The organism is Acinetobacter sp. NIPH 2100, from assembly GCF_000369805.1.
Taxonomy (GTDB): Bacteria; Pseudomonadota; Gammaproteobacteria; order Pseudomonadales; family Moraxellaceae; genus Acinetobacter.
Map to the genome: position 1 here is coordinate 2272377 of NZ_KB850224.1, position 19092 is coordinate 2291468.

Consider the following 19092-nt stretch of genomic DNA (forward strand, 5'->3'; position numbering starts at 1 on the left):
CCCTTCAGCAAAAGAATTATAGACCTTGATTTTTTAGACGATTTGCTTGAGTACGATACGGTGTCACAGGGTTCTGTAAGAATCCAACCAAACCAAGAATTTGATTCACCTCATCCAGATGGTTAAATGCATAATTGTCACGAATCACTGTTCCCAAGTGGCTCGAACAACGTGGCACTAAGCCATCATTTTCCCCAGAAATCAGCAGTGATGTTGCTGTTAATGCATAATCCATCGGATCTAAAGCATTGGTAAATGGGCTGGTTCCACTCCAAGAATAGTAACGTACGCCATTCACCAGCTCTGCTCCTGAACCACAAGCCGTCGTTGGTACACCAGCTGGAAAACGTTGGTTAAAATTTGCAGACCCTTTGGTCGTGAGTGAGTTTAAACCCGCAATTGCATCTTGATCATAATAGTGTCCAGAACCAATACCCACGAGTGAGAAGAAGGCATTTACACCCGCTGCAATAATAGGTGCAAGTGCTGGGCCAACAGGTGATTTCACCACTGAGTCAACCACGTCTGCCACATCTGAACCTTTAGTTGGACCACCGACTGCTGTAACCGATGCAATTTTATTAGGCAACAAACTTGCTACATAACGAACCGATTGAGAGCCATGACTATGGCCAATTAAATTAATTTTTTCTGCACCTGTAATTGCTAAAACTTGTTTCGCTTGCAGCAATAGTTGCTCACCACGTACTTCTGATGAATTAAACGAAGCTTGCTGTGCGACAAAGACATTTGCACCATTACCTACCAAGTCTTCCGTAATACCATTCCAGTATTGCAAAGGACCAACAGCAGAGAAACCTGCCATCCCATGCGCTAAAAGAATTGGATACTTGGTTTTTGCATAGCTCGATGTAACGCTGGTGCTACCGCCGACTGAACAAGAGTTCACATTACAGTTTTGCCATGATGCTTTGGGTGCAAAAAAATCAAACAAACCTGCATGTACCACAGATCCGCTACTCACCACCATGCCTGCCATCAGCGCCATGACATTTAAATATTTTTTCTTCACGTTGTTGCTCCTAGCATTTTTCATTTTTATTACAATGATTTAGTCTTTTATATTTGTATATGGAGTCATTCCAAATATACAAACGACTGGCAGAATTATACTCCTTCGAAATATTGCGTGATTTTTAGACTAAAACAAACTGTGCCAAAATCATAACAATACATGCCAAAATTACGATTGATTCAAAAAATTCCGATGAATGCACATTTTCAAATCCTTCCCACTGCTTTAATTTCGGAATGAATTGGTTCAGCTTTAAAATGGAATTTGCTTCACACTATGAGTATTCCCCGTCTTCATAATCAGCATTTTATTAGCAGCTCGTATGCTCACTTACTTAGTGAAGTGGTTTCACAATGGAATGTCTCTGTTGAAACATTATTTTGGGGTACAGGCGTTGAGATCGATCAACTACATGATTTGAATTATAAAATTAGTCTCAACTCCTTTAAAAAAGTCATTGCCCGAACCATTGAACTGACACAGGAACAAGGTGTTGGTTTTTATGCAGGGACACAATTAAAAATTAGCTCTCATGGCCTGCTGGGTTTTACCGTTGCCATTTCAAAAAACGCATTGGAAGCGATAGAAACAATCAATCAATTTGTAAGCTTGCAATGCTCGTTTGTCGAATTAAATTTTAAAGTAGAAGCGGATCTCGCCTATTACAGTATTGCCTACGACAGTTCGCTGCTTAATTTTAACGATGATTTAGATACGCAAGCCTATGAGTTTAGCTGTATTTTCTTTTTAACAGGCTTTGTCCATTTGGTCAGATTTTTTATTCCAGATTTTAAGCCAAATGTGGATCTACAATGCCAATGTCCAGATTATTTTGTCCGCTTTAATGACATTTTGTCTTCAACTTTTACAGAAATACGATATCAACAGCCCTATACTCGCTTGATTGCTGCTGCAACTTTCTTAGATGCACCACTCAGCATGGCCGATCCCCTCACAGCAGAAAAGTTTAAATTACTGTGCCAAAAAGAACTGGATGAATTGGTTGCTACACAAGATATTTTGCAACGTATTAAATATTTGATTGACGATAAAACAGAAGGTTTACTCAGTATTGATCAAGTCGCACAAAGACTCAATCTGACTAAAAGAACGTTGCAGCGAATGCTGCAGGAAAAAAATATCAGCTTTCAAACCCTGTATGATGAAGTTCGCAGAGAAAAAGCTAAAAAATTACTACTTAACCCGTTTATGACCAAAGATGAAGTTGCAAAAAAACTGGGGTATTCATCCCTTTCAAGTTTTAATCGTGCTTTTAAGCGCTGGGAAATTGAATAAAACTTTGCACAAGTTTATGCAACAATAATCTGATATATCAATCTTTCGGATGTTGTATGCACACACAAGATATTACCGCTGTTGAACTCTCTAAAGCTTATCGTCTACTCAACCATGGTCCAACCGTTTTAGTCTCTGCACAGCATGAGCAAGAAACCAATGTCATGGCAGCGGCTTGGGCATGTGCTTTAGAGTTAACACCCGCTAAAGTCACTGTGGTGTTGGATAAAAGCACAAAGACCCGACAACTGGTTGAACAAAGTGGCTATTTTGCTTTGCAAGTACCCTGCTATGCGCAGATTGACATGGTGCATCAATTGGGAACGATCAGTCAGTTTGATCAGCCGAACAAATTGCAAGATTGTAAAACTGAACTATTTTATCAAGATGATTTTCCTATTCCACTGGTTGCAGGCAGTCTGGCTTGGCTGATCTGTAAGGTGATTCCTGAGCCACATAATCAACAGACCCATGATTTATTTATCGGTTCGGTGGTAGGCGCTTGGGCCGATTCACGTGTATTCCGCGATGGGCACTGGCACTTCCAAGAAGCCAGTAAAGCGTTGCGCAGTCTTCATTACATTGCAGGTGGTACATTCTATTTAATTGGTGAAGAAGTCAGAGCAAAATAGGCTTGGATATAAGGCAAGGCCAAATAAGCTTTGCCTTTCTATTGATCATTAATCTTCATCAGCTCACTGTAGATGCTGTCTAAAAACCGCTGCTGCTCTTCGTCATTTTTAAAGTAACGTTGATAAAGACCACTACAGCTTTGAACATCAGCAATATTGGCTTTATTAAATGACCAATCCTTTCTATCTTTAATGCTAATCCCTAGATCATCATCACAACTCTGCCATAGCTGAGAAAATCTGGTTCGTTTATTTACATCCAATTTTTTAAAGTCGGCATATACAGAATAGCCACGCATAGATGAATTAAAAAACTGAGAAATCATGGTGACAGGCACACCACCCCAATTGATGGTTTGCCCAATCGGCAATCGAATATCTGTCAATTTATTTTCAGACATGATCTGTGCTTGCTCACCTTGTTTGAAATGGTGCTTTTCATACACCAAGGTCGTTCCAGTTGGGACATGGATTTTTTTAACCAACATCGGTTGTTGCGTGATGTAATACGGATAGTTGGGTCTTGAGTTTCCCCCTGTTGGATTCATACTCCCAACACAACCCGATAAAAACAAGAGTGAAACAACAGATAAACAAGTGATAAATTTCATTGATCAATTCCTTTTCGTTCAATCATTTTTATTATCAATTTCAAGGTTCTTGCTCGACCTTAAAACGAAATTGATCTAGAAACAATATCAAATAGCAAACTACGCCAAAGTCAAAATTTAAAAAACCGTTGAGGAGCTTTCTCCACAACGGTTTAACTAAAATACAGTTCTGAGCATTCTAATGAACTTATTTCGCTGCCATACGAATTGCACCATCCAAACGGATTACTTCACCATTCAAATATGAGTTTTCAGCAATATGAACGACCAAACGACCAAATTCTTCTGGGCGACCTAAACGTGATGGATAAGGTACCATTTGTCCCAATGCATCTTGTACGTTTTGAGGCAAACCTTTCAGCATAGGTGTTTCCATAATCCCAGGAGCAATGGTCATGACACGGATATCATGGCGAGCCAGTTCTCGTGCAATTGGCAATGTCATCGCGACAACAGCACCTTTTGATGCAGAATAAGCAGCCTGCCCAATCTGGCCATCAAAAGCTGCAACTGAAGCGGTATTCACAATCACACCACGATCTTCATCACTTTCAACTACGGTATTTTTACTCATGGCATCTGCTGCAAAACGCAGCATATTAAATGTACCTGTCACATTGATATGCAAGGTTTTAGAAAACATTGCCAAATCATGTACAGCATCTTTTCCAACCACTTTTGCCGATGGGCCAATGCCTGCACAATTGACTAAACCGTATAAACCACCATGTTGAGCAACAACATCTTTAAAAAATTGTTCTGCGGCTTGTTCATCAGTCACATCAAGTTTTACAAACTCAGCTTGAGTACCCAATGCTTGGGCCTGTTGTTCTCCAGCTTCAACATTCATATCCACTAAAGTGACGGAAGCACCCTTTGCAACTAAGCATTCAGCTGTTGCAGCTCCCAAACCAGAACCACCGCCTGTAATAACAAAATGTTTTCCCTGAATTTTCATTTACGTTTCCTATCAAATTAAAGATATAAATTTTTATAACTAAGCGTAATGGCAACTTTTTTCCGATACAATTTCAAAAAGTAGCAAATTTGATGCAGCTTTTGAGCATTCGACCTATTTATTCTCCTGTATTTCATTGGTATATGAACAAAAACTTTAACCTCGATCTTACTTCGGCAAAAGATACAATTTCAAATGCTTTAATCCGCGAAGCATTGAGTGTAGCGGCGAGTCGCGGTTTAAATATTGTCAATATTGCAAATCGAGCAGGCATTTCCGCAGAGCTGCTCACTTCGACCAAGGCGCGCGTTCCTGTTACGCAATGTGCGCAGTTATGGGTTGAACTTGCAGAAAGCATGAATGATGAATTCTTGGGTATGGATAGTCATCCAATGCGTCGGGGAAGTTATAAATTATTAGCAAAACTTGCATTTGGTACCGAAACTTTAGAGCAAGCGATTCAAGAGATTTTAAAATTTTTGAGTTTGGTTCTCGATGACATCCGCGGTGAACTGGTGCAACAAGGTTCCAAAGCTTATCTGATCTTGCATGATCGTGAACAACCAAAGCGGATGTTTATCTATTCAACCTATTTAATGTTAGTGCATAGTTTAATGTGCTGGTTGAGTGATCAACGCATTAGTTTTCATAAAATGACCTTCAGATGTCATTCACCTGTAGAGATACAGGATTATCGGGTGCGTTTTTGTGAAAATATTCACTTCAATGCCGAACAAAATCGAATCGAATTTGATGCCCATTATCTCAAACATAAAATCAAGAAAGATAAGCATGCCCTCAATGATTTTCTAAAGCACACGCCCTATAACCTCATTGTGCGTTTTAAAAATGAAAACTCTTTGAGCTTGCAAATTCGTCGGCAATTACTTTTACAACCACCCTCACACTGGGATGAACTGAAAGAGATAGCCCTACAATTGAATATGTCGACTGCAACCATTCAACGGCGTTTGAAACAAGAAGGTGTCAGTTATCAGCAACTGAAGAATGATATTCGCTGTGATATTGCCATCGAACGACTGAGTAAAAGCAATGATTCGATTCAAACGATTAGTGACGATCTGCATTTCCATGATCCGAGCGCGTTCCATCGTGCTTTTAAAAAATGGACAGGCGTGAGTCCAGGTAGCTATAGAAAGTCTATGCCGAATAAGAAAAATCGACTCAGCAACCTAGATTAAATATCAGAGAGCTTCACCATGTACCTACCTGAAATATTTGAAGAAACAGATCTTGAAAAACTATATCAGCTCATTCAAGATTTCCCTTTTGCAAGCTTGATCACTCAGAATAATGCGGGTTTAGATGCAAATCATCTGCCTTTTCAATTATTACGTGATGAGGAAAATCAAACAGCAACGCTGATCGCACATATTGCTAAAAATAATGCGCTACATACACAAATAGAAAATGGCGCGGAAGTGTTGATTATTTTTCAGGGTGAGCAAGGTTATATTTCACCCAACTGGTATCCAAGCAAGCAACAACACCATCAACACGTGCCAACATGGAACTATCAAGTGATTCATGTCAAAGGTAAAATTAATTTTCTGCATGATGAAAAATCTTTACGTGGCATCTTGGCCAGACTCACACGTACCCATGAAGCAAAACAAGCCAGTCCATGGAAAATATCAGATGCACCGAGTGAATATATTGCACGGGAACTGCAAGGTATTGTTGGGATAGAAATTCCAATCACCCAGATCATCGGCAAATTTAAACTTAGTCAAAATCGGGAAAAAGCGGATGCATTGGGCGTTGTCGATGGACTTGAAAAACAAGGAAATCAGAATTTGGCAAAAGCGGTGCAGCAATATATTGAAGATTAGGCTTGTGATATGTGTCATTTTTGATTCACTAGATAAGCACCATATTTTTCACATATAAAATTAGGACTTATATTTAGTTTGGTGTTTATCTTGTATCCTGATTTATAAATCGAAATAACTCGGTTTGGAACCTAGATCGCCCATGTAAAGATTGCCTATTGTTTTTATTTATGCGGCTCTATTTACATCATGTCATTCACATCAAAACTTGCTTTATCTAAAATCGCTCTGATTTCTGCGTTGGGGGTTTGTATTTGTCTCATCAACCTTTGCGGCTGTTCCTACAACACTTAAACTTGACTATGCTTACTATGCCCCCACAAGTTTGGTGGTTAAAGATCAAAAACTTTTAGAAAAAGCACTGCCAAACACACAAATCAAATGGGTGTTTAGCCAAGGTAGTAATCGTTCGCTTGAATATCTGAATAGTAACAGTATTGATTTTGCCTCGACTGCTGGACTGGCTGCTGTACTCAGTCGTGCCAATGGCAGCCCGATTAAAACGGTCTATGTGCAAAGCCAACCCGAATGGACGGCCTTGGTGGTTTCTCAAAACTCAAGTATTAAGACATTAAAAGACCTCAAAGGAAAAAAAATTGCTGCGACCAAAGGAACAGATCCTTTTCTTTTTACTTTACAAGCACTGGATACGGTCGGACTCAGTAAACGCGACGTACAATTAGTACACTTACAACACCCAGATGGAAAAACTGCCTTGGAACGTGGTCAAGTTGATGCTTGGGCGGGGCTTGATCCGCTAATGGCATCAGCCCAAATTCAATCTGGTGCTAAACTGCTTTATCGTAATGTGGGATTTAATAGCTATTGTGTCTTGAGTATCAAAGAAGAATTTGGCAAGCAAAGTCCTGAAGCTGTTGACGCCGTGATTAAAGCATATGAGCAAGCACGAAAATGGGCCAAAGCCAATCCTGATAAAGTCGCAGCGCTGTTAGCGCGTGAATCTAAACTTCCTTTACCAGTTGCCCAATTACAGTTGAGCCGTACCAACTTTGAACAAAACATTCCTTCGGCTACGCATGCCAAGGCATTGAAACGCTCAGGAAAAATCTTGACCGAAGAAGACTTGGTTAGAAAAGGCACCGATGTCAATCAAGTGGTGGATCAACTGCTAGACCCACGTTTTGCTCAAAAAGCTGTGAAATAACCCATGAGCAACTCAAGCAACAAAGCTGAGTTAACAGGTTTTCTAACTCAGCAAAATGCACAGCCTAATAAAAAACGTTTTCACCCAAACCTCGACCTTTGGTTCAAAGCCCTGCTGCTGCCAATCCTGTTGTTAATACTTTGTGAGTTTTTAGTCAGAAATGGCTATATCGAAGCCTATTTACTGCCAGCACCGAGTAGCTTGTGGCAATCCTTTTGGGAGTTGGCTCAAGGTGATTTACTGCAGCATATTTATATCAGTACTTGGCGGGTTCTCGTCGGTTTTGCGCTGGGAAGTGGTTTGGGCTTAATTTTTGCAATTTGGGTCGGTTTAAGCAAAGAAGTAGAAGCTTATTTAGAACCAACATTTTCGGCGCTCAAATCAATTCCAAGCCTTGCTTGGATTCCGTTATTGTTACTTTGGCTAGGAATTGATGAATCGTCTAAAATTACGCTCATTGCAATTGGTGCATTTTTTCCGACCTATACCAATACAGTTGCTGCGATACACAATGTAGATCGCAAACTGATTGAGGTTGGAAAGGTCTATCGCCTCAATGCATCTCAACGGGTGATATCCATAGTATTACCTGCTGCATCTTCAGGCATCCTGACAGGTTTACGTAATAGCTTAAGTCTCTCTTGGATGTTTATGATTGCGGCTGAACTCATTGCGGCCACACAAGGGATTGGCTATTTACTCAGTGATGGCAGAGAAACTTCACGCCCAGATATTGTCATCATTGCGATTATTCTATTGGCTTTGCTTGGCAAAGTATCTGACAGTTTAATGAAATTGCTGGAAAATCGATTATTACGCTGGCGTGATACCATTCACAAACAAACTTAATCCCAACAAGCCAAAGTCACACGATCATTACCACCATAATCCTTGATGGTCTGAATTTGCCCAAAACCTTGTTGCTCAAACATATCTCGTACTGCTTGACCTTGGTCATAACCATGCTCAAGCACAATCCAACCCTGTGAATTGAGCCAGTCTTTCCCTTGGATGATAATGGTTTCAATATCCGCCATGCCCTGCTTGTCGGCAATCAATGCGCGCTCAGGTTCCGACTTGAGCTTTTGCATATGCACATCGTCAGGATCAATATATGGCGGATTAGAAACAATCAAATCAAACTGTTGACGCTCTAGAGCTTCAAACCAAGCGCCACAGGCAAACTTGACCTGCATGAGACCATGTCGAACAGCATTGTCCTGAGCCACTTCTAAAGTTGGGGCATAAATATCCGTTGCCGTGACTTGCCACTGTGGACGTTCACTTGCAAGCGCCAAGGCAATTGCACCCGTTCCTGTCCCTAAATCCACAATATTGGCTTGAGGATTTAACGGCAGTTTCAGCACCGTTTCCACCAGTATTTCGGTATCGGGGCGTGGTACTAAAGTGTCATGTGTGACTTTTAAATCGAGCGTCCAAAAAGGTTGTGAACCCGTGATATAGGCCAAAGGTTCGCCATGTTCAATACGAGCCAGCCCATCTAAATAGGCCTGCTCCTGCATTTCTGTCAATTCTTGCTCAAGCCGCAATTTAAGTTCCAAGGCATTCACACCTAAAAGATGCTCGAGTAGCCATGCCGCCTCTTGACGTTCATAGCTATCAATTTCGCCTTTAATTTCTAAAGCTTGAGCAATATTCATTAGCCGCCATTTTCCTGTGCAAGCATCGCCAACTGATCCGCCTGATATTCACGATGTAAGCTATCCAGTAATTCTGTTAAATCACCTTCCATAACTGCATCTAACTTATACAAAGTCAGGTTGATACGATGATCAGTCATACGACCTTGCGGATAGTTATAAGTGCGGATACGCTCGGAACGGTCACCTGAACCGACCAAATCACGGCGCATTTCCGAGGTTGCCGCATCAGCTGCCGCACGTTTCGCACTCTCTAAACGAGAGACTAGCAAAGCCATCGCTTTGGCTTTGTTCTTATGTTGTGAACGTTCTTCCTGACATTCCACTACAACACCAGATGGAATATGGGTGATACGTACCGCAGAGTCAGTTTTGTTAATGTGCTGACCACCTGCACCTGATGCACGATACGTATCAATACGCAAATCGGCAGGGTTAATTTCGACTGTGGTATCAACATCGACTTCTGGAAGAATTGCAACGGTACATGCTGAAGTGTGTACACGACCTTGTGATTCAGTCGCAGGAACACGTTGTACACGGTGCGCGCCACTCTCAAATTTCAGACGACCATAGACACCTTCACCATCAATACGGCAAATGATCTCTTTATAGCCGCCATGCTCACCTTCATTTTCAGAAAGAACTTCAATACGCCAGCCTTGTGTTTCGGCATATTTACTATACATACGGAATAAATCACCCGAGAAGATCGCAGCTTCATCACCACCCGTTCCAGCACGGACTTCAAGATAAGCTGAATTGGCATCATTGGGATCTTTTGGAATCATCAACACATTCAATTGCTCTTCCAGTGCAACCAAAAGCGCTTTGTTTTCTTTGATTTCTTCTTCTGCCATATCTTTGAAATCAGGATCTGACTTCATCATTTCAGCAGTTTCGATATCTGCTTCAGCTTGACGATATTTGCCCCAAACCTCGGTGATCTCAGTTAGGTCATTATGTTCACGAGACAATTTACGGAAACGTTTATTGTCTGAAATCACTTCTACATCAGCGAGTAATGCAGTCAGCTCTTCGTGACGATCACAAAGTTGATCGAGTCTTAAACGGAGTGATGCTTTCATGGGCGGAATATCTCAAAACTAAAGACTCAGTGCGATCAAAAAAATAATGAAGCACGAGTAAAATCAAAAAATTGCGCATAGTTTACAGACTCTACCGCTTAAAAGACATAGACAATCCAGCCAACTTACTCATCCATACTCATTTCATCACAAATTGTTCAGTTTTAGTTTTTACGACTTGTTCTCTTAGGTCGGCTTATATATAAATAATGGAGGATAAATAGAAAGATAAAACAATAGGATAATCTATGAATAATTTTATAAATCGCCCAACCTCGGCCTTTATTGCAGCAAGTTGGGTCGCCTTACTCGCTGGCGCTATAGGCTTTATGATTGGTTTGTGGAATGCCAATATGCCGCTGCATGAAAAAGGCTATTATTTTGTGATCATGCTCTATGGACTTTTCTCAGCAGCCTCTTTACAGAAAACCGTCCGTGATCAACTTGAAGAAATACCAGTCACTGCTATTTATTACGGTTTATGTTGGGCTTCGATGGCCGTGTGTATCGTTCTTTTATTGATTAGCTTATGGAATGCCGATCTGACCATGAGTGAGAAAGGCTTTTATATCATGTCATTTCTATTAAGCCTATTTGGTGTAGTCGCAACGCAAAAGAATATTCGTGACTTAAATTATTTACGTCTGCAAACTGAACTGAATCCTCGACAACTAAAACTCGAAGATCAATCGATAAAAGATGATCAATTAGATTAATTAAAAAATGAATGGAACCTTAAAATAAGGTTTCATTTTTTTTGTGCGTCGATTAACTATCTTATTGTTTAATCTAACTTATCTCTCGTTGTTCATTCTTACCAGCAACAAAACACTACAATCCAGACACCAAAGAATAATAATTCAGGAAAGCTTCTCCATATTTTCATACTCAAACTTTGTTACATTTGCTGCCATTAGAAAGAGGTCCGCTTTATTTCGGACACGGAGTCAAAAATGAAATTAAATGCTTGGTTATGTGCTGCAATCTTTGCAAGTTCGTCACTCATTACTGCCGCTCATGCTGATAATGCAACCCGTGTTGCTGCAACTTCTGCGCTTGGTAGTGTAGTTGGTACTGCACTGGGTAAAGAGATCGGTGGTAATAACGGCGCAATGATTGGCTCTGCCCTAGGTGGCGCTGGTGGTGCAGCTGCTGCAAGCAGTAAACGTACCCGTACTGAAGCTGCTATTGGTGGTGGTTTAGGTGGTGTTGGTGGCTATACAGTGGGTAAAAACCTTGGTGGTACAACAGGTGGCTACATCGGTGCTGCTGCTGGTGCCGCAGGTGGTTCAGCTTTAGGTCGTAAAGTAGGTCAAGACCGTGACTATGACAACTACCAGTCTAAAAAATACAAGAAAAAAAGAAAGCATCGTCATCACTAATTCAAAAAAGCACCTTCGGGTGCTTTTTTATTATCTTCACGTTATGACAACTTTTCAGTTATTAAATCCCTCATTTAATTTAAAGATTTTAAATCCACAAAAATAAAAAAAGCGCCTTACGGCGCTTTTTTTAGATATACAAATTAGTTTGCATATACTGGGAATTTTGCACAAACAGCTTCAACTTTTGCTTTCACGTCAGCGATAACTTTCTCGTCACCTTTGCTGTCGATCACATCAGCGATCCAACCTGCAAGTTCACGTACTTCAGCCTCACCGAAACCGCGAGTCGTCACTGCTGGTGTACCAATACGGATACCAGAAGTCACAAACGGAGAACGTGGGTCATTTGGAACCGCATTTTTGTTTACTGTGATATGTGCTGAGCCTAACCAAGCATCAACTTCTTTACCCGTTACGTCTTGTTTAATCAAAGACAATAAGAATAAATGGTTTTCTGTACCACCGGAAACAACATCAAAACCACGTGAAATTAATACTTCAGCCATAGCTTGAGCATTTTTCACCACTTGCTGTTGGTAAGTTTTGAACTCATCAGACATTGCTTCTTTGAAACAGATTGCTTTAGCAGCAATTGCATGCATCAAAGGACCACCTTGGTTGCCTGGGAATACAGCAGATTGAAGTTTCTTCTCGATTTCTTCATTTGCTTTAGCAAGGATTAAACCTGAACGTGGACCACGAAGTGTTTTGTGCGTTGTTGTCGTTGTTACGTCTGCAATTTGAACTGGGTTAGGATAAACACCCGCAGCAACCAAACCAGCAACATGCGCCATATCAACAAAAAGGTATGCACCTACTTTGTCAGCGATGTCACGGAAACGCTGCCAATCAACGATTTGGCTATATGCAGAGAAACCAGCAACGATCATACGTGGCTTGTGTTCCAACGCTAAACGTTCTACTTCTTCATAATCAATTTCGCCAGTTTCAGTATTCAAACCATACTGAATTGCGTTATATGTTTTACCAGAGAAACTTACTTTAGCACCGTGAGTCAAGTGACCACCGTGAGCCAAGCTCATACCTAAAACAGTATCACCTGGGTTAAGAAGCGCTAAGTAAACCGCAGAGTTTGCTTGTGAACCTGCATGTGGTTGAACGTTTGCATAGTCAGCACCAAACAACGCTTTCGCGCGGTCAATCGCAAGCTGTTCAATCACGTCAACATATTCACAACCGCCATAGTAGCGTTTGCCAGGATAGCCTTCTGCGTATTTGTTAGTAAGTTTTGATCCTTGTGCTTCCATAACAGCTGGTGAGCAATAGTTTTCAGATGCGATTAACTCGATGTGTGCTTCTTGGCGTACGCCTTCAGAAGCAATCGCTTGAGCTAATTCTGGATCAAATTCAGCAATAGAAATATTGGCAAACATTAGCGGAGGGTCCTATAAATTAGGGCTTTTAAGCCGTGCTAAAGATTGGCACATATTGTAGCATGAAGTTTATGGTTTCAGAGATTGATATTTATTTAATTCTTCGTGAAATTTATTCATGACTAGCATTGGCTTTAATGGACTAAAATCAATCAGCTATTTTTTATACATTTTAATTTTACTCTACTACCTTTGGAGTCTAATACTCTATTAATAAGAGCGTTAGACTCCATAAAATTTTACTATTTCACTGGCATTAAAATATTCACATCTTGCACAATTTTTGCAAGATTTGTCGTATAAACCGTTGTATGGTCCCATGCACCAACCCGATAATTTGCATCAGGAATTGATGTTCCAACCGTCTTGGCTGAAGCAACCAATAAATCAGTGACTTGTTTAGGTACTGTGGCATCGGCTACACCTTGATAAATAATCACAGGTGTTGTTACTTTTTTCTGCAATGGCTGTGAATCTGTAGTTAAGAAAGTACTGATGCTAGGTATCGCCATAAAATTTGTTTTTGTTCTTGGATAGCCTTGAAGAGTCTGGTTCTTTACTACATACGTTTTCATTGCCTGTTTAAATCTATCTTCTAAAACATCATAACATGCTGAATTCTCAGCTGAGGTTTCGGCACTGGCTGCAATCAGATCAGTCGGCGTATTAAATACATCACTAAATCTTAAACTTGGATTCTGGTTTTTAAGTCCAGCTGTGATTAAGGCTGTAAAGGTATCCAATGGAGCTAAAAGATCAATTTGAACCTGATCAGGCTTTCCAATTGCTGCTTGTTCGCCGCCAGCTAGAATTAATCCCAGATTCGATGCGGGTGCAACTGCAATAGTACCTTTATAATCCAACTTTGCTCGGCTTTGATATTGTGCAGCACCAAGAACAGCTTGTCCGCCTTGTGAATGACCGACTGCAAGCCATTGTCCATTGGTCTTTTTACCTAAACCAGTTAAATAAGCACGGGCTGCTACCACAGCATCGGTAATTGAATATGCTTCACTTCTAACATTTAAAAATGGATGAGCTTCTTGTCCACTTGGCTCACCTAATCCTTCATAATCAGGTGCTACAACGACATAGCCCGAAGCCAAAAGTGCTTTTAGAAGGTATTCATTGCCTTTTAAACCCTGTTTACTTGGTGCACATTGATCTGCTACCCCTGTTGTACCATGGGCCCAAACAACGATTGGCCAACCATTCGCGGGTGCTGGTGATTGTGGTGTAAAGACAAGAGCTGTGGCCTGTACTTCCTTATCATTCACCCCGAGCATTTTATACGTCATGACAACACTATCTGCTGATACAGCAGCCATCCCGTCTAATGTATAATTAACTGGAATACCAACCACAGGATCTTTGATATTGTTCTCTGGAACCTCTGGTTTAAAGGTATAAATTGTATCACCATCACTGCCACCACAGGCAGTTAATAACAGGCTAGAGCCTAACATTGCAATTGTTAGTAATTTCATATTCATGTAGTTTTTCCTTAACTATATTTCTTGTCATTTTAATGCTTAGCATTTCTTTTACTAAGGCAAATGCTTCCATTAGAATGCGCTTAATAACAAATTGTTCAAGTATTTTTTTATTTTGCTGCTTATTTATTCAAACCCCTTAGAAAATTTCAAAAATTGAAATTGATGCGATCGCATTCAACACAGCTTGCTGTGGATTTCTTGTAAGATAGTCAAACTCTCAACTCAAGCTAGGTCAACTTTATGCAAGCAATCATCTTAGATACTGAAACACATACGCTAAATGGTTTGCCAATTGAAATTGCTTATGCCCCAATTGAAATTGAAAACGGAAAATTAAGTCTCGATAAAAAACAAATTTTTGATCAGCTTTATCAAGTGGGTCAACCTATCTCATTCGCTGCAATGGCGGTACATCACATTTTAGAGTCAGATCTGATTGACCAACCTTTTTATAATGAGTTTCAGCTTCCTTCTGAAACCACTTATATCATTGGACATAATGTTGACTACGATATTGCAGCTATTGCGCGTTGTGGTGTTGACACCTCAAAATTAAAACCAATTTGTACCTTGGCTTTAGCACGTCGTGTTTGGGAAGATGCCGAAGCGCATAACATTTCAGCTTTGATTTACTTGATTTCAAAAGGCAGTGACAAAGCACGTGAAATGCTTAAAGGTGCACATCGTGCAGATGCCGATATTATCCTGACTGCGAATATCTTGATGCACATCATCCATCAACTTAACATTCAAGATATTGAACAACTTTATATTGCCTCAGAAGAAGCGCGTATTCCCAAAACAATTACTTTTGGCAAACACAAAGGTTCAGCCATTCAAGATCTCCCTGCTGACTATATTCAATGGCTGATGCGTCAGGATGATCTTGACCCATATTTACGCAAAGCCTTAGAAGCAAAACTAGTCAAATAAAAGATAAAGTTCTCAGTTTGTAAGTTATTTGCCAGTTACTTTAAACAAGGCAATGATATTTAATAATTTGTTAACATTATTGTCATTTTTTAACCTTATCTTAATCTCCGTCTAGATCTTGATTGGGGGAGATTAAGAGATGTCACATTTTTTTAAAACAGAGCTTGGGCAAACCGCCTTACAAGAACGTAGTATTGCACTGACTGCGCGTCAACGTCGTTTATTGCTTTTAATTGATCATGAAGACTTCAAAGAACTGGATCAAGACTATAAGGAAAGGATTGCACCCACGGAGTTGGTTCAGCAACTGATTGATATGGGACTGTTAGCAGAACAAGTAACGCCTATCTCTAGCAAAGAAAGTATAGAGCCAGAACAAAAAAATAATCATCTCGAGTCTGTACCAACAGCTGTTGCTGCACATGAAACTCTAGCCTTTGCACCAACATCTATTCAACTTGAAGCGCAAGTCGAGCCCGAAATCATTGAGCTAGAGAAACTTCCTTTTGTAGAAATTCAGCAAGTGATGATTCAGACACTCACCACATATTGTGGTCTGATGGCTCGCCCCTTGGTACAAAAGATTCAATCGATTAGCTCACTACAACAACTCAAAGCCTGTCAAATGCAATGGATTACTTCATTACAAGAATCACGAATTCCGCCAAGCCAATTGAACCAAACACTAAAACTAATTAACTACTCGGTACAGCATTTATAGCCAGATGTACTGAATATCGATAAGTCGAGAATAAAATTGATGTTTTAATAAACAAGAAGTAGCTTTATTGAAAGGTAGATATTTACCTACCTGTGTTTTTTGCCTATGATGTGGCACGCATACATGCGCTCATAGCTCAACTGGATAGAGTACAGGTCTCCGAAGCCTGTGGCGTGGGTTCGAGTCCCGCTGAGCGCACCATTGCACCTTCCTCCTCTTCTATATATTCTCTCTTTTTATAAGCGTTCTGTTTTTAACACGCCATAAACCTATTTTTCTACTTGGTTTATTTTTTCATATCGCTCAAAATACGCGTTCTATTTAACAACGTGAGACGTTTATGACTGATGCTTTGGTGTTGAGCGATTTGTCCAAAACCTATCGTAATGGTTTTCAGGCGTTAAAAGGAATTGACCTTACCGTTCCTGAAGGCGAATTCTATGCATTGTTAGGACCTAATGGTGCAGGCAAATCAACCACGATCAGTATCATTAGCTCTTTAACCAAAAAAACATCTGGTTCAGTTGAAATTTTTGGGCATAACTTAGATACCCATCCTTCACATGCAAAACAATGTCTTGGCGTTGTTCCTCAAGAATTTAACTTTGGTCAATTCGAAAAAACTTTCGATATTCTAGTAACTCAAGCGGGTTACTACGGCATTCCCAAGAAACTGGCTGAGCAACGTGCTGAGCATTATCTAGAAAAATTAGGTTTATGGGAAAAACGTAATATTCAATCACGTATGCTTTCTGGTGGTATGAAACGCCGTTTAATGATTGCACGTGCCATGATGCATGAACCAAAATTGCTGATTCTGGATGAACCGACTGCGGGCGTAGATATCGAACTGCGTCGTTCGATGTGGGACTTCCTGACAGAAATGAATGAGAACGGTACGTCCATTATTTTGACTACACACTATCTAGAAGAAGCAGAAATGCTGTGTCGTCGTATTGCGATTATTGATCGTGGCGTAATTAAAGAAGATACCTCCATGAAAGGTTTCCTCAATCAGCTGAATGAAGAATCATTTATTTGTGATTTAGCTGAACCAATCGACTCATTTGACCTGAATATCATTGGTTTCAAATTTAATTTGATTGATCCAGTGACATTGGAAGTCACGATGGATAAAGCGCATAGCATGAATGACCTATTCTTGTTATTACAGTCGCAGAATATCCAAGTCAGCAGTATGCGTAATAAATCCAATCGCTTAGAAGAATTATTCGTGAAAATGGTCGAAAAAAACCTTGCAGGAGCGAATGAATGAATTTCAGTCAATTAAAAACTGCGCTTTGGACTTTAGTTGTTAAAGAAATTCGTCGTTTTATGCGAATCTGGCCACAAACCCTGCTTCCACCTGCCATCACCATGAGTTTGTACTTTGTGATCTTCGGGAATCTGGTGGGTTCACGCATTGGCGAAATGGGTGGCTTTAGCTATATGCAATTCATTGTGCCAGGCTTGATCATGATGGCAGTCATTACCAACAGTTATGCCAACGTTTCTTCAAGTTTCTTCAGTGCAAAATTCCAAAAAAGTATTGAAGAATTGATTATGAGTCCCGTGCCATTACACTTAATCCTGTGGGGTTACGTGATTGGTGGTGTGAGCCGTGGTGTTCTGGTTGGCTTGATTGTGACCATAATGAGCTTATTCTTCACCCATTTAGAAATTTATAATTTATTTGTGACAATATATACCGTCATTATTACATCATTATTATTTTCTCTGGGTGGCTTTATTAATGCCGTGTATGCGAAGTCATTCGATGATATTTCAATTATCCCGACCTTCGTATTGACCCCACTCACCTATTTAGGTGGTGTGTTCTATGCCATTAGTGCACTCAGCCCTTTTTGGCAAAACGTCTCTTTAGTTAATCCAATTGTATATATGGTCAATGCCTTCCGTTTTGGTATTTTAGGTCATAGCGATGTCAATGTTTCTTTGTCACTTGGCATTGTGACGATGTGCTGTGTTGTCCTCTATGCAATTGCATATCATTTATTAGCTCGTGGTTCAGGAATGCGTGAATGAGTGTTGAACATTCTTTATTGGGTAAAGATACCCAATACCCTACCCAATATCAGCCAGAAGTTTTATTTCCAATTGCCCGTGCTGAATCTCGTCAACAATATGCACATATTGAAGGGATTACTCAGGGTAAAGACTGGTGGCATGTTTTTGAAATTTCATGGTTGAATTCGATTGGTTTACCGCAAGTTGCGATTGGCCGTTTAACGCTGCCAGCCAGTTCCCCAAACTTAATTGAATCGAAGTCACTTAAACTCTATTTCAATGGTATGAATTTTACCCAATTTGAGTCTCAGCAAAGCTTTGTTGAAACCGTTGAACGTGATTTATCGAATGTTGCGGGTGCAAAAGTTGAATTACAACTGTTTCAAGTCGATGATTTAGCGATTTCTAAACCCAAAGGGATTTGTATCGATGATCTAATCCCTGAGCGTTTATCAGAGCACCCTGACTCAACTTTGTTGCAATTAGATGCAACAGTCGAAGATGAGGCTGAAATCGAGCTGTACTCGCATTTATTGAGAAGTAATTGCCCTGTGACTGGGCAACCCGATTGGGGCACGGTTTTTATTCGTTTACAAGGTAAAAAACCTTGTTATCGCAGCGTTTTAGCTTATATTATCTCGTACCGTCAGCATAATGGTTTCCATGAACAATGTGTTGAGCAAATATTTGCAGATATTTGGCAACTGCTGAAACCAGAAAAACTGATGGTCTATGCAACTTATACTCGTCGTGGGGGCTTGGATATTAACCCGTGCCGAGTATCCGATTTGTCATGGATGCCCGAGCCAATTCGCTTGGCACGACAATAAAACGA

Annotated in this window: 19 protein-coding genes, 1 tRNA gene and 1 pseudogene; 14 read left to right on the forward strand and 7 right to left on the reverse strand. The window is 40.3% G+C overall.

The features are described 5' to 3' along the window. Positions 1-16: 16 nt before the first annotated feature. Positions 17-1033, reverse strand: a complete 1017-nt coding sequence (locus tag F887_RS07330) for a lipase family alpha/beta hydrolase (RefSeq protein ID WP_005294867.1) — start codon at positions 1031-1033, stop codon at positions 17-19. 279 nt (positions 1034-1312) lie between these two features. Here F887_RS07330 and F887_RS07325 point away from each other — a divergent pair, with 279 nt between their 5' ends. Both F887_RS07325 and F887_RS07320 read left to right on the forward strand, forming a co-directional pair. Beyond that, on the forward strand, positions 1313-2332 hold the full coding sequence (locus F887_RS07325) for a helix-turn-helix domain-containing protein (protein ID WP_005294870.1): 1020 nt from the start codon (positions 1313-1315) through the stop codon (positions 2330-2332). 56 nt (positions 2333-2388) lie between these two features. Then, positions 2389-2964 (forward strand): flavin reductase family protein, encoded by a 576-nt coding sequence (locus tag F887_RS07320; protein WP_005294872.1) that lies wholly within the window; start codon positions 2389-2391, stop codon positions 2962-2964. A 38-nt stretch (positions 2965-3002) separates the two neighbouring features. On the opposite strand, the gene F887_RS07315 is transcribed toward F887_RS07320, so the two are convergent. Together F887_RS07315 and F887_RS07310 are read right to left on the reverse strand one after the other, a co-directional pair. Continuing rightward, positions 3003-3575, reverse strand: a complete 573-nt coding sequence (locus tag F887_RS07315; RefSeq protein WP_005294873.1) for a hypothetical protein — start codon at positions 3573-3575, stop codon at positions 3003-3005. 187 nt (positions 3576-3762) lie between these two features. Then, on the reverse strand, positions 3763-4533 hold the full coding sequence (locus F887_RS07310) for a 3-hydroxyacyl-CoA dehydrogenase (protein WP_005294877.1): 771 nt from the start codon (positions 4531-4533) through the stop codon (positions 3763-3765). Between the two features lie 143 nt (positions 4534-4676). On the opposite strand from F887_RS07310, the gene F887_RS07305 reads away from it, so the two are divergent. From F887_RS07305 to F887_RS07290, 4 genes and pseudogenes are all read left to right on the forward strand, one after another. Next, positions 4677-5735, forward strand: coding sequence for an AraC family transcriptional regulator (locus tag F887_RS07305; RefSeq protein WP_032863150.1), 1059 nt, complete (start codon positions 4677-4679; stop codon positions 5733-5735). A gap of 18 nt (positions 5736-5753) precedes the next feature. Then, entirely contained in the window at positions 5754-6386 is a 633-nt protein-coding gene (locus tag F887_RS07300) for an FMN-binding negative transcriptional regulator (protein ID WP_005294883.1), read from the forward strand. A gap of 189 nt (positions 6387-6575) precedes the next feature. Beyond that, positions 6576-7551: pseudogene (locus tag F887_RS07295) on the forward strand (aliphatic sulfonate ABC transporter substrate-binding protein). A gap of 3 nt (positions 7552-7554) precedes the next feature. Further along, a complete protein-coding gene (locus tag F887_RS07290; protein WP_005294890.1) occupies positions 7555-8400 on the forward strand; it encodes an ABC transporter permease in 846 nt (281 codons plus the stop codon). Here F887_RS07290 and prmC read toward each other — a convergent pair. Together prmC and prfA are read right to left on the reverse strand one after the other, a co-directional pair. Next, positions 8397-9212 (reverse strand): peptide chain release factor N(5)-glutamine methyltransferase, encoded by an 816-nt coding sequence (gene prmC / locus F887_RS07285; RefSeq protein WP_005294891.1) that lies wholly within the window; start codon positions 9210-9212, stop codon positions 8397-8399. The two genes, F887_RS07290 and prmC, sit on opposite strands and share 4 nt — an antisense overlap. Then, a complete protein-coding gene (gene prfA, locus F887_RS07280) occupies positions 9212-10300 on the reverse strand; it encodes a peptide chain release factor 1 (protein ID WP_005294893.1) in 1089 nt (362 codons plus the stop codon). Before prfA ends, prmC begins: the two co-directional genes overlap by 1 nt. A 248-nt stretch (positions 10301-10548) precedes the next feature. Here prfA and yiaA point away from each other — a divergent pair, with 248 nt between their 5' ends. Beyond that, positions 10549-11016 (forward strand): inner membrane protein YiaA, encoded by a 468-nt coding sequence (gene yiaA / locus F887_RS07275; RefSeq protein ID WP_005294896.1) that lies wholly within the window; start codon positions 10549-10551, stop codon positions 11014-11016. 237 nt (positions 11017-11253) lie between these two features. Beyond that, positions 11254-11682 carry a hypothetical protein gene (locus tag F887_RS07270; protein WP_005294900.1) on the forward strand — a complete coding sequence of 143 codons (429 nt, stop codon included), beginning with the start codon at positions 11254-11256 and terminating at the stop codon, positions 11680-11682. A gap of 143 nt (positions 11683-11825) precedes the next feature. Here the strand turns inward: F887_RS07270 and glyA are convergent, their stop codons facing one another. Continuing rightward, positions 11826-13079 carry a serine hydroxymethyltransferase gene (gene glyA / locus F887_RS07265; RefSeq protein ID WP_005294902.1) on the reverse strand — a complete coding sequence of 418 codons (1254 nt, stop codon included), beginning with the start codon at positions 13077-13079 and terminating at the stop codon, positions 11826-11828. 242 nt (positions 13080-13321) lie between these two features. Next, positions 13322-14572, reverse strand: a complete 1251-nt coding sequence (locus tag F887_RS07260; RefSeq protein WP_005294905.1) for an alpha/beta hydrolase family protein — start codon at positions 14570-14572, stop codon at positions 13322-13324. A 243-nt stretch (positions 14573-14815) separates the two neighbouring features. Here F887_RS07260 and F887_RS07255 point away from each other — a divergent pair, with 243 nt between their 5' ends. The 6 genes from F887_RS07255 (at position 14816) to queF (ending at position 19087) form a co-directional block, all read left to right on the forward strand. Beyond that, on the forward strand, positions 14816-15508 hold the full coding sequence (locus F887_RS07255; RefSeq protein ID WP_005294908.1) for a 3'-5' exonuclease: 693 nt from the start codon (positions 14816-14818) through the stop codon (positions 15506-15508). Between the two features lie 139 nt (positions 15509-15647). After that, on the forward strand, positions 15648-16229 hold the full coding sequence (locus tag F887_RS07250; RefSeq protein ID WP_005294911.1) for a hypothetical protein: 582 nt from the start codon (positions 15648-15650) through the stop codon (positions 16227-16229). Between the two features lie 125 nt (positions 16230-16354). After that, a tRNA-Arg gene (locus tag F887_RS07245) sits at positions 16355-16430 on the forward strand. Positions 16431-16569: 139 nt separating this feature from the next. After that, positions 16570-17505 carry an ABC transporter ATP-binding protein gene (locus F887_RS07240; RefSeq protein ID WP_005294913.1) on the forward strand — a complete coding sequence of 312 codons (936 nt, stop codon included), beginning with the start codon at positions 16570-16572 and terminating at the stop codon, positions 17503-17505. Beyond that, positions 17502-18275 (forward strand): ABC transporter permease, encoded by a 774-nt coding sequence (locus F887_RS07235; protein ID WP_005294917.1) that lies wholly within the window; start codon positions 17502-17504, stop codon positions 18273-18275. Before F887_RS07240 ends, F887_RS07235 begins: the two co-directional genes overlap by 4 nt. After that, a complete protein-coding gene (gene queF, locus F887_RS07230) occupies positions 18272-19087 on the forward strand; it encodes an NADPH-dependent 7-cyano-7-deazaguanine reductase QueF (protein WP_005294920.1) in 816 nt (271 codons plus the stop codon). The genes F887_RS07235 and queF overlap by 4 nt, the downstream gene beginning before the upstream one ends. The last annotated feature ends 5 nt before the right edge of the window (positions 19088-19092 follow it).

Coding starts and splice junctions, on each gene's coding strand:
- F887_RS07240 (WP_005294913.1), top strand. CDS start 16,570: ATGACTGATGCTTTGGTGTTGAGCGATTTGTCCAAAACCTATCGTAAT.
- F887_RS07310 (WP_005294877.1), bottom strand. CDS start 4,533: ATGAAAATTCAGGGAAAACATTTTGTTATTACAGGCGGTGGTTCTGGT.
- F887_RS07300 (WP_005294883.1), top strand. CDS start 5,754: ATGTACCTACCTGAAATATTTGAAGAAACAGATCTTGAAAAACTATAT.
- F887_RS07255 (WP_005294908.1), top strand. CDS start 14,816: ATGCAAGCAATCATCTTAGATACTGAAACACATACGCTAAATGGTTTG.
- yiaA (WP_005294896.1), top strand. CDS start 10,549: ATGAATAATTTTATAAATCGCCCAACCTCGGCCTTTATTGCAGCAAGT.
- F887_RS07235 (WP_005294917.1), top strand. CDS start 17,502: ATGAATTTCAGTCAATTAAAAACTGCGCTTTGGACTTTAGTTGTTAAA.
- F887_RS07315 (WP_005294873.1), bottom strand. CDS start 3,575: ATGAAATTTATCACTTGTTTATCTGTTGTTTCACTCTTGTTTTTATCG.
- glyA (WP_005294902.1), bottom strand. CDS start 13,079: ATGTTTGCCAATATTTCTATTGCTGAATTTGATCCAGAATTAGCTCAA.
- queF (WP_005294920.1), top strand. CDS start 18,272: ATGAGTGTTGAACATTCTTTATTGGGTAAAGATACCCAATACCCTACC.
- F887_RS07260 (WP_005294905.1), bottom strand. CDS start 14,572: ATGAATATGAAATTACTAACAATTGCAATGTTAGGCTCTAGCCTGTTA.
- prmC (WP_005294891.1), bottom strand. CDS start 9,212: ATGAATATTGCTCAAGCTTTAGAAATTAAAGGCGAAATTGATAGCTAT.
- F887_RS07250 (WP_005294911.1), top strand. CDS start 15,648: ATGTCACATTTTTTTAAAACAGAGCTTGGGCAAACCGCCTTACAAGAA.
- F887_RS07320 (WP_005294872.1), top strand. CDS start 2,389: ATGCACACACAAGATATTACCGCTGTTGAACTCTCTAAAGCTTATCGT.
- F887_RS07270 (WP_005294900.1), top strand. CDS start 11,254: ATGAAATTAAATGCTTGGTTATGTGCTGCAATCTTTGCAAGTTCGTCA.
- F887_RS07305 (WP_032863150.1), top strand. CDS start 4,677: ATGAACAAAAACTTTAACCTCGATCTTACTTCGGCAAAAGATACAATT.
- F887_RS07290 (WP_005294890.1), top strand. CDS start 7,555: ATGAGCAACTCAAGCAACAAAGCTGAGTTAACAGGTTTTCTAACTCAG.
- F887_RS07325 (WP_005294870.1), top strand. CDS start 1,313: ATGAGTATTCCCCGTCTTCATAATCAGCATTTTATTAGCAGCTCGTAT.
- prfA (WP_005294893.1), bottom strand. CDS start 10,300: ATGAAAGCATCACTCCGTTTAAGACTCGATCAACTTTGTGATCGTCAC.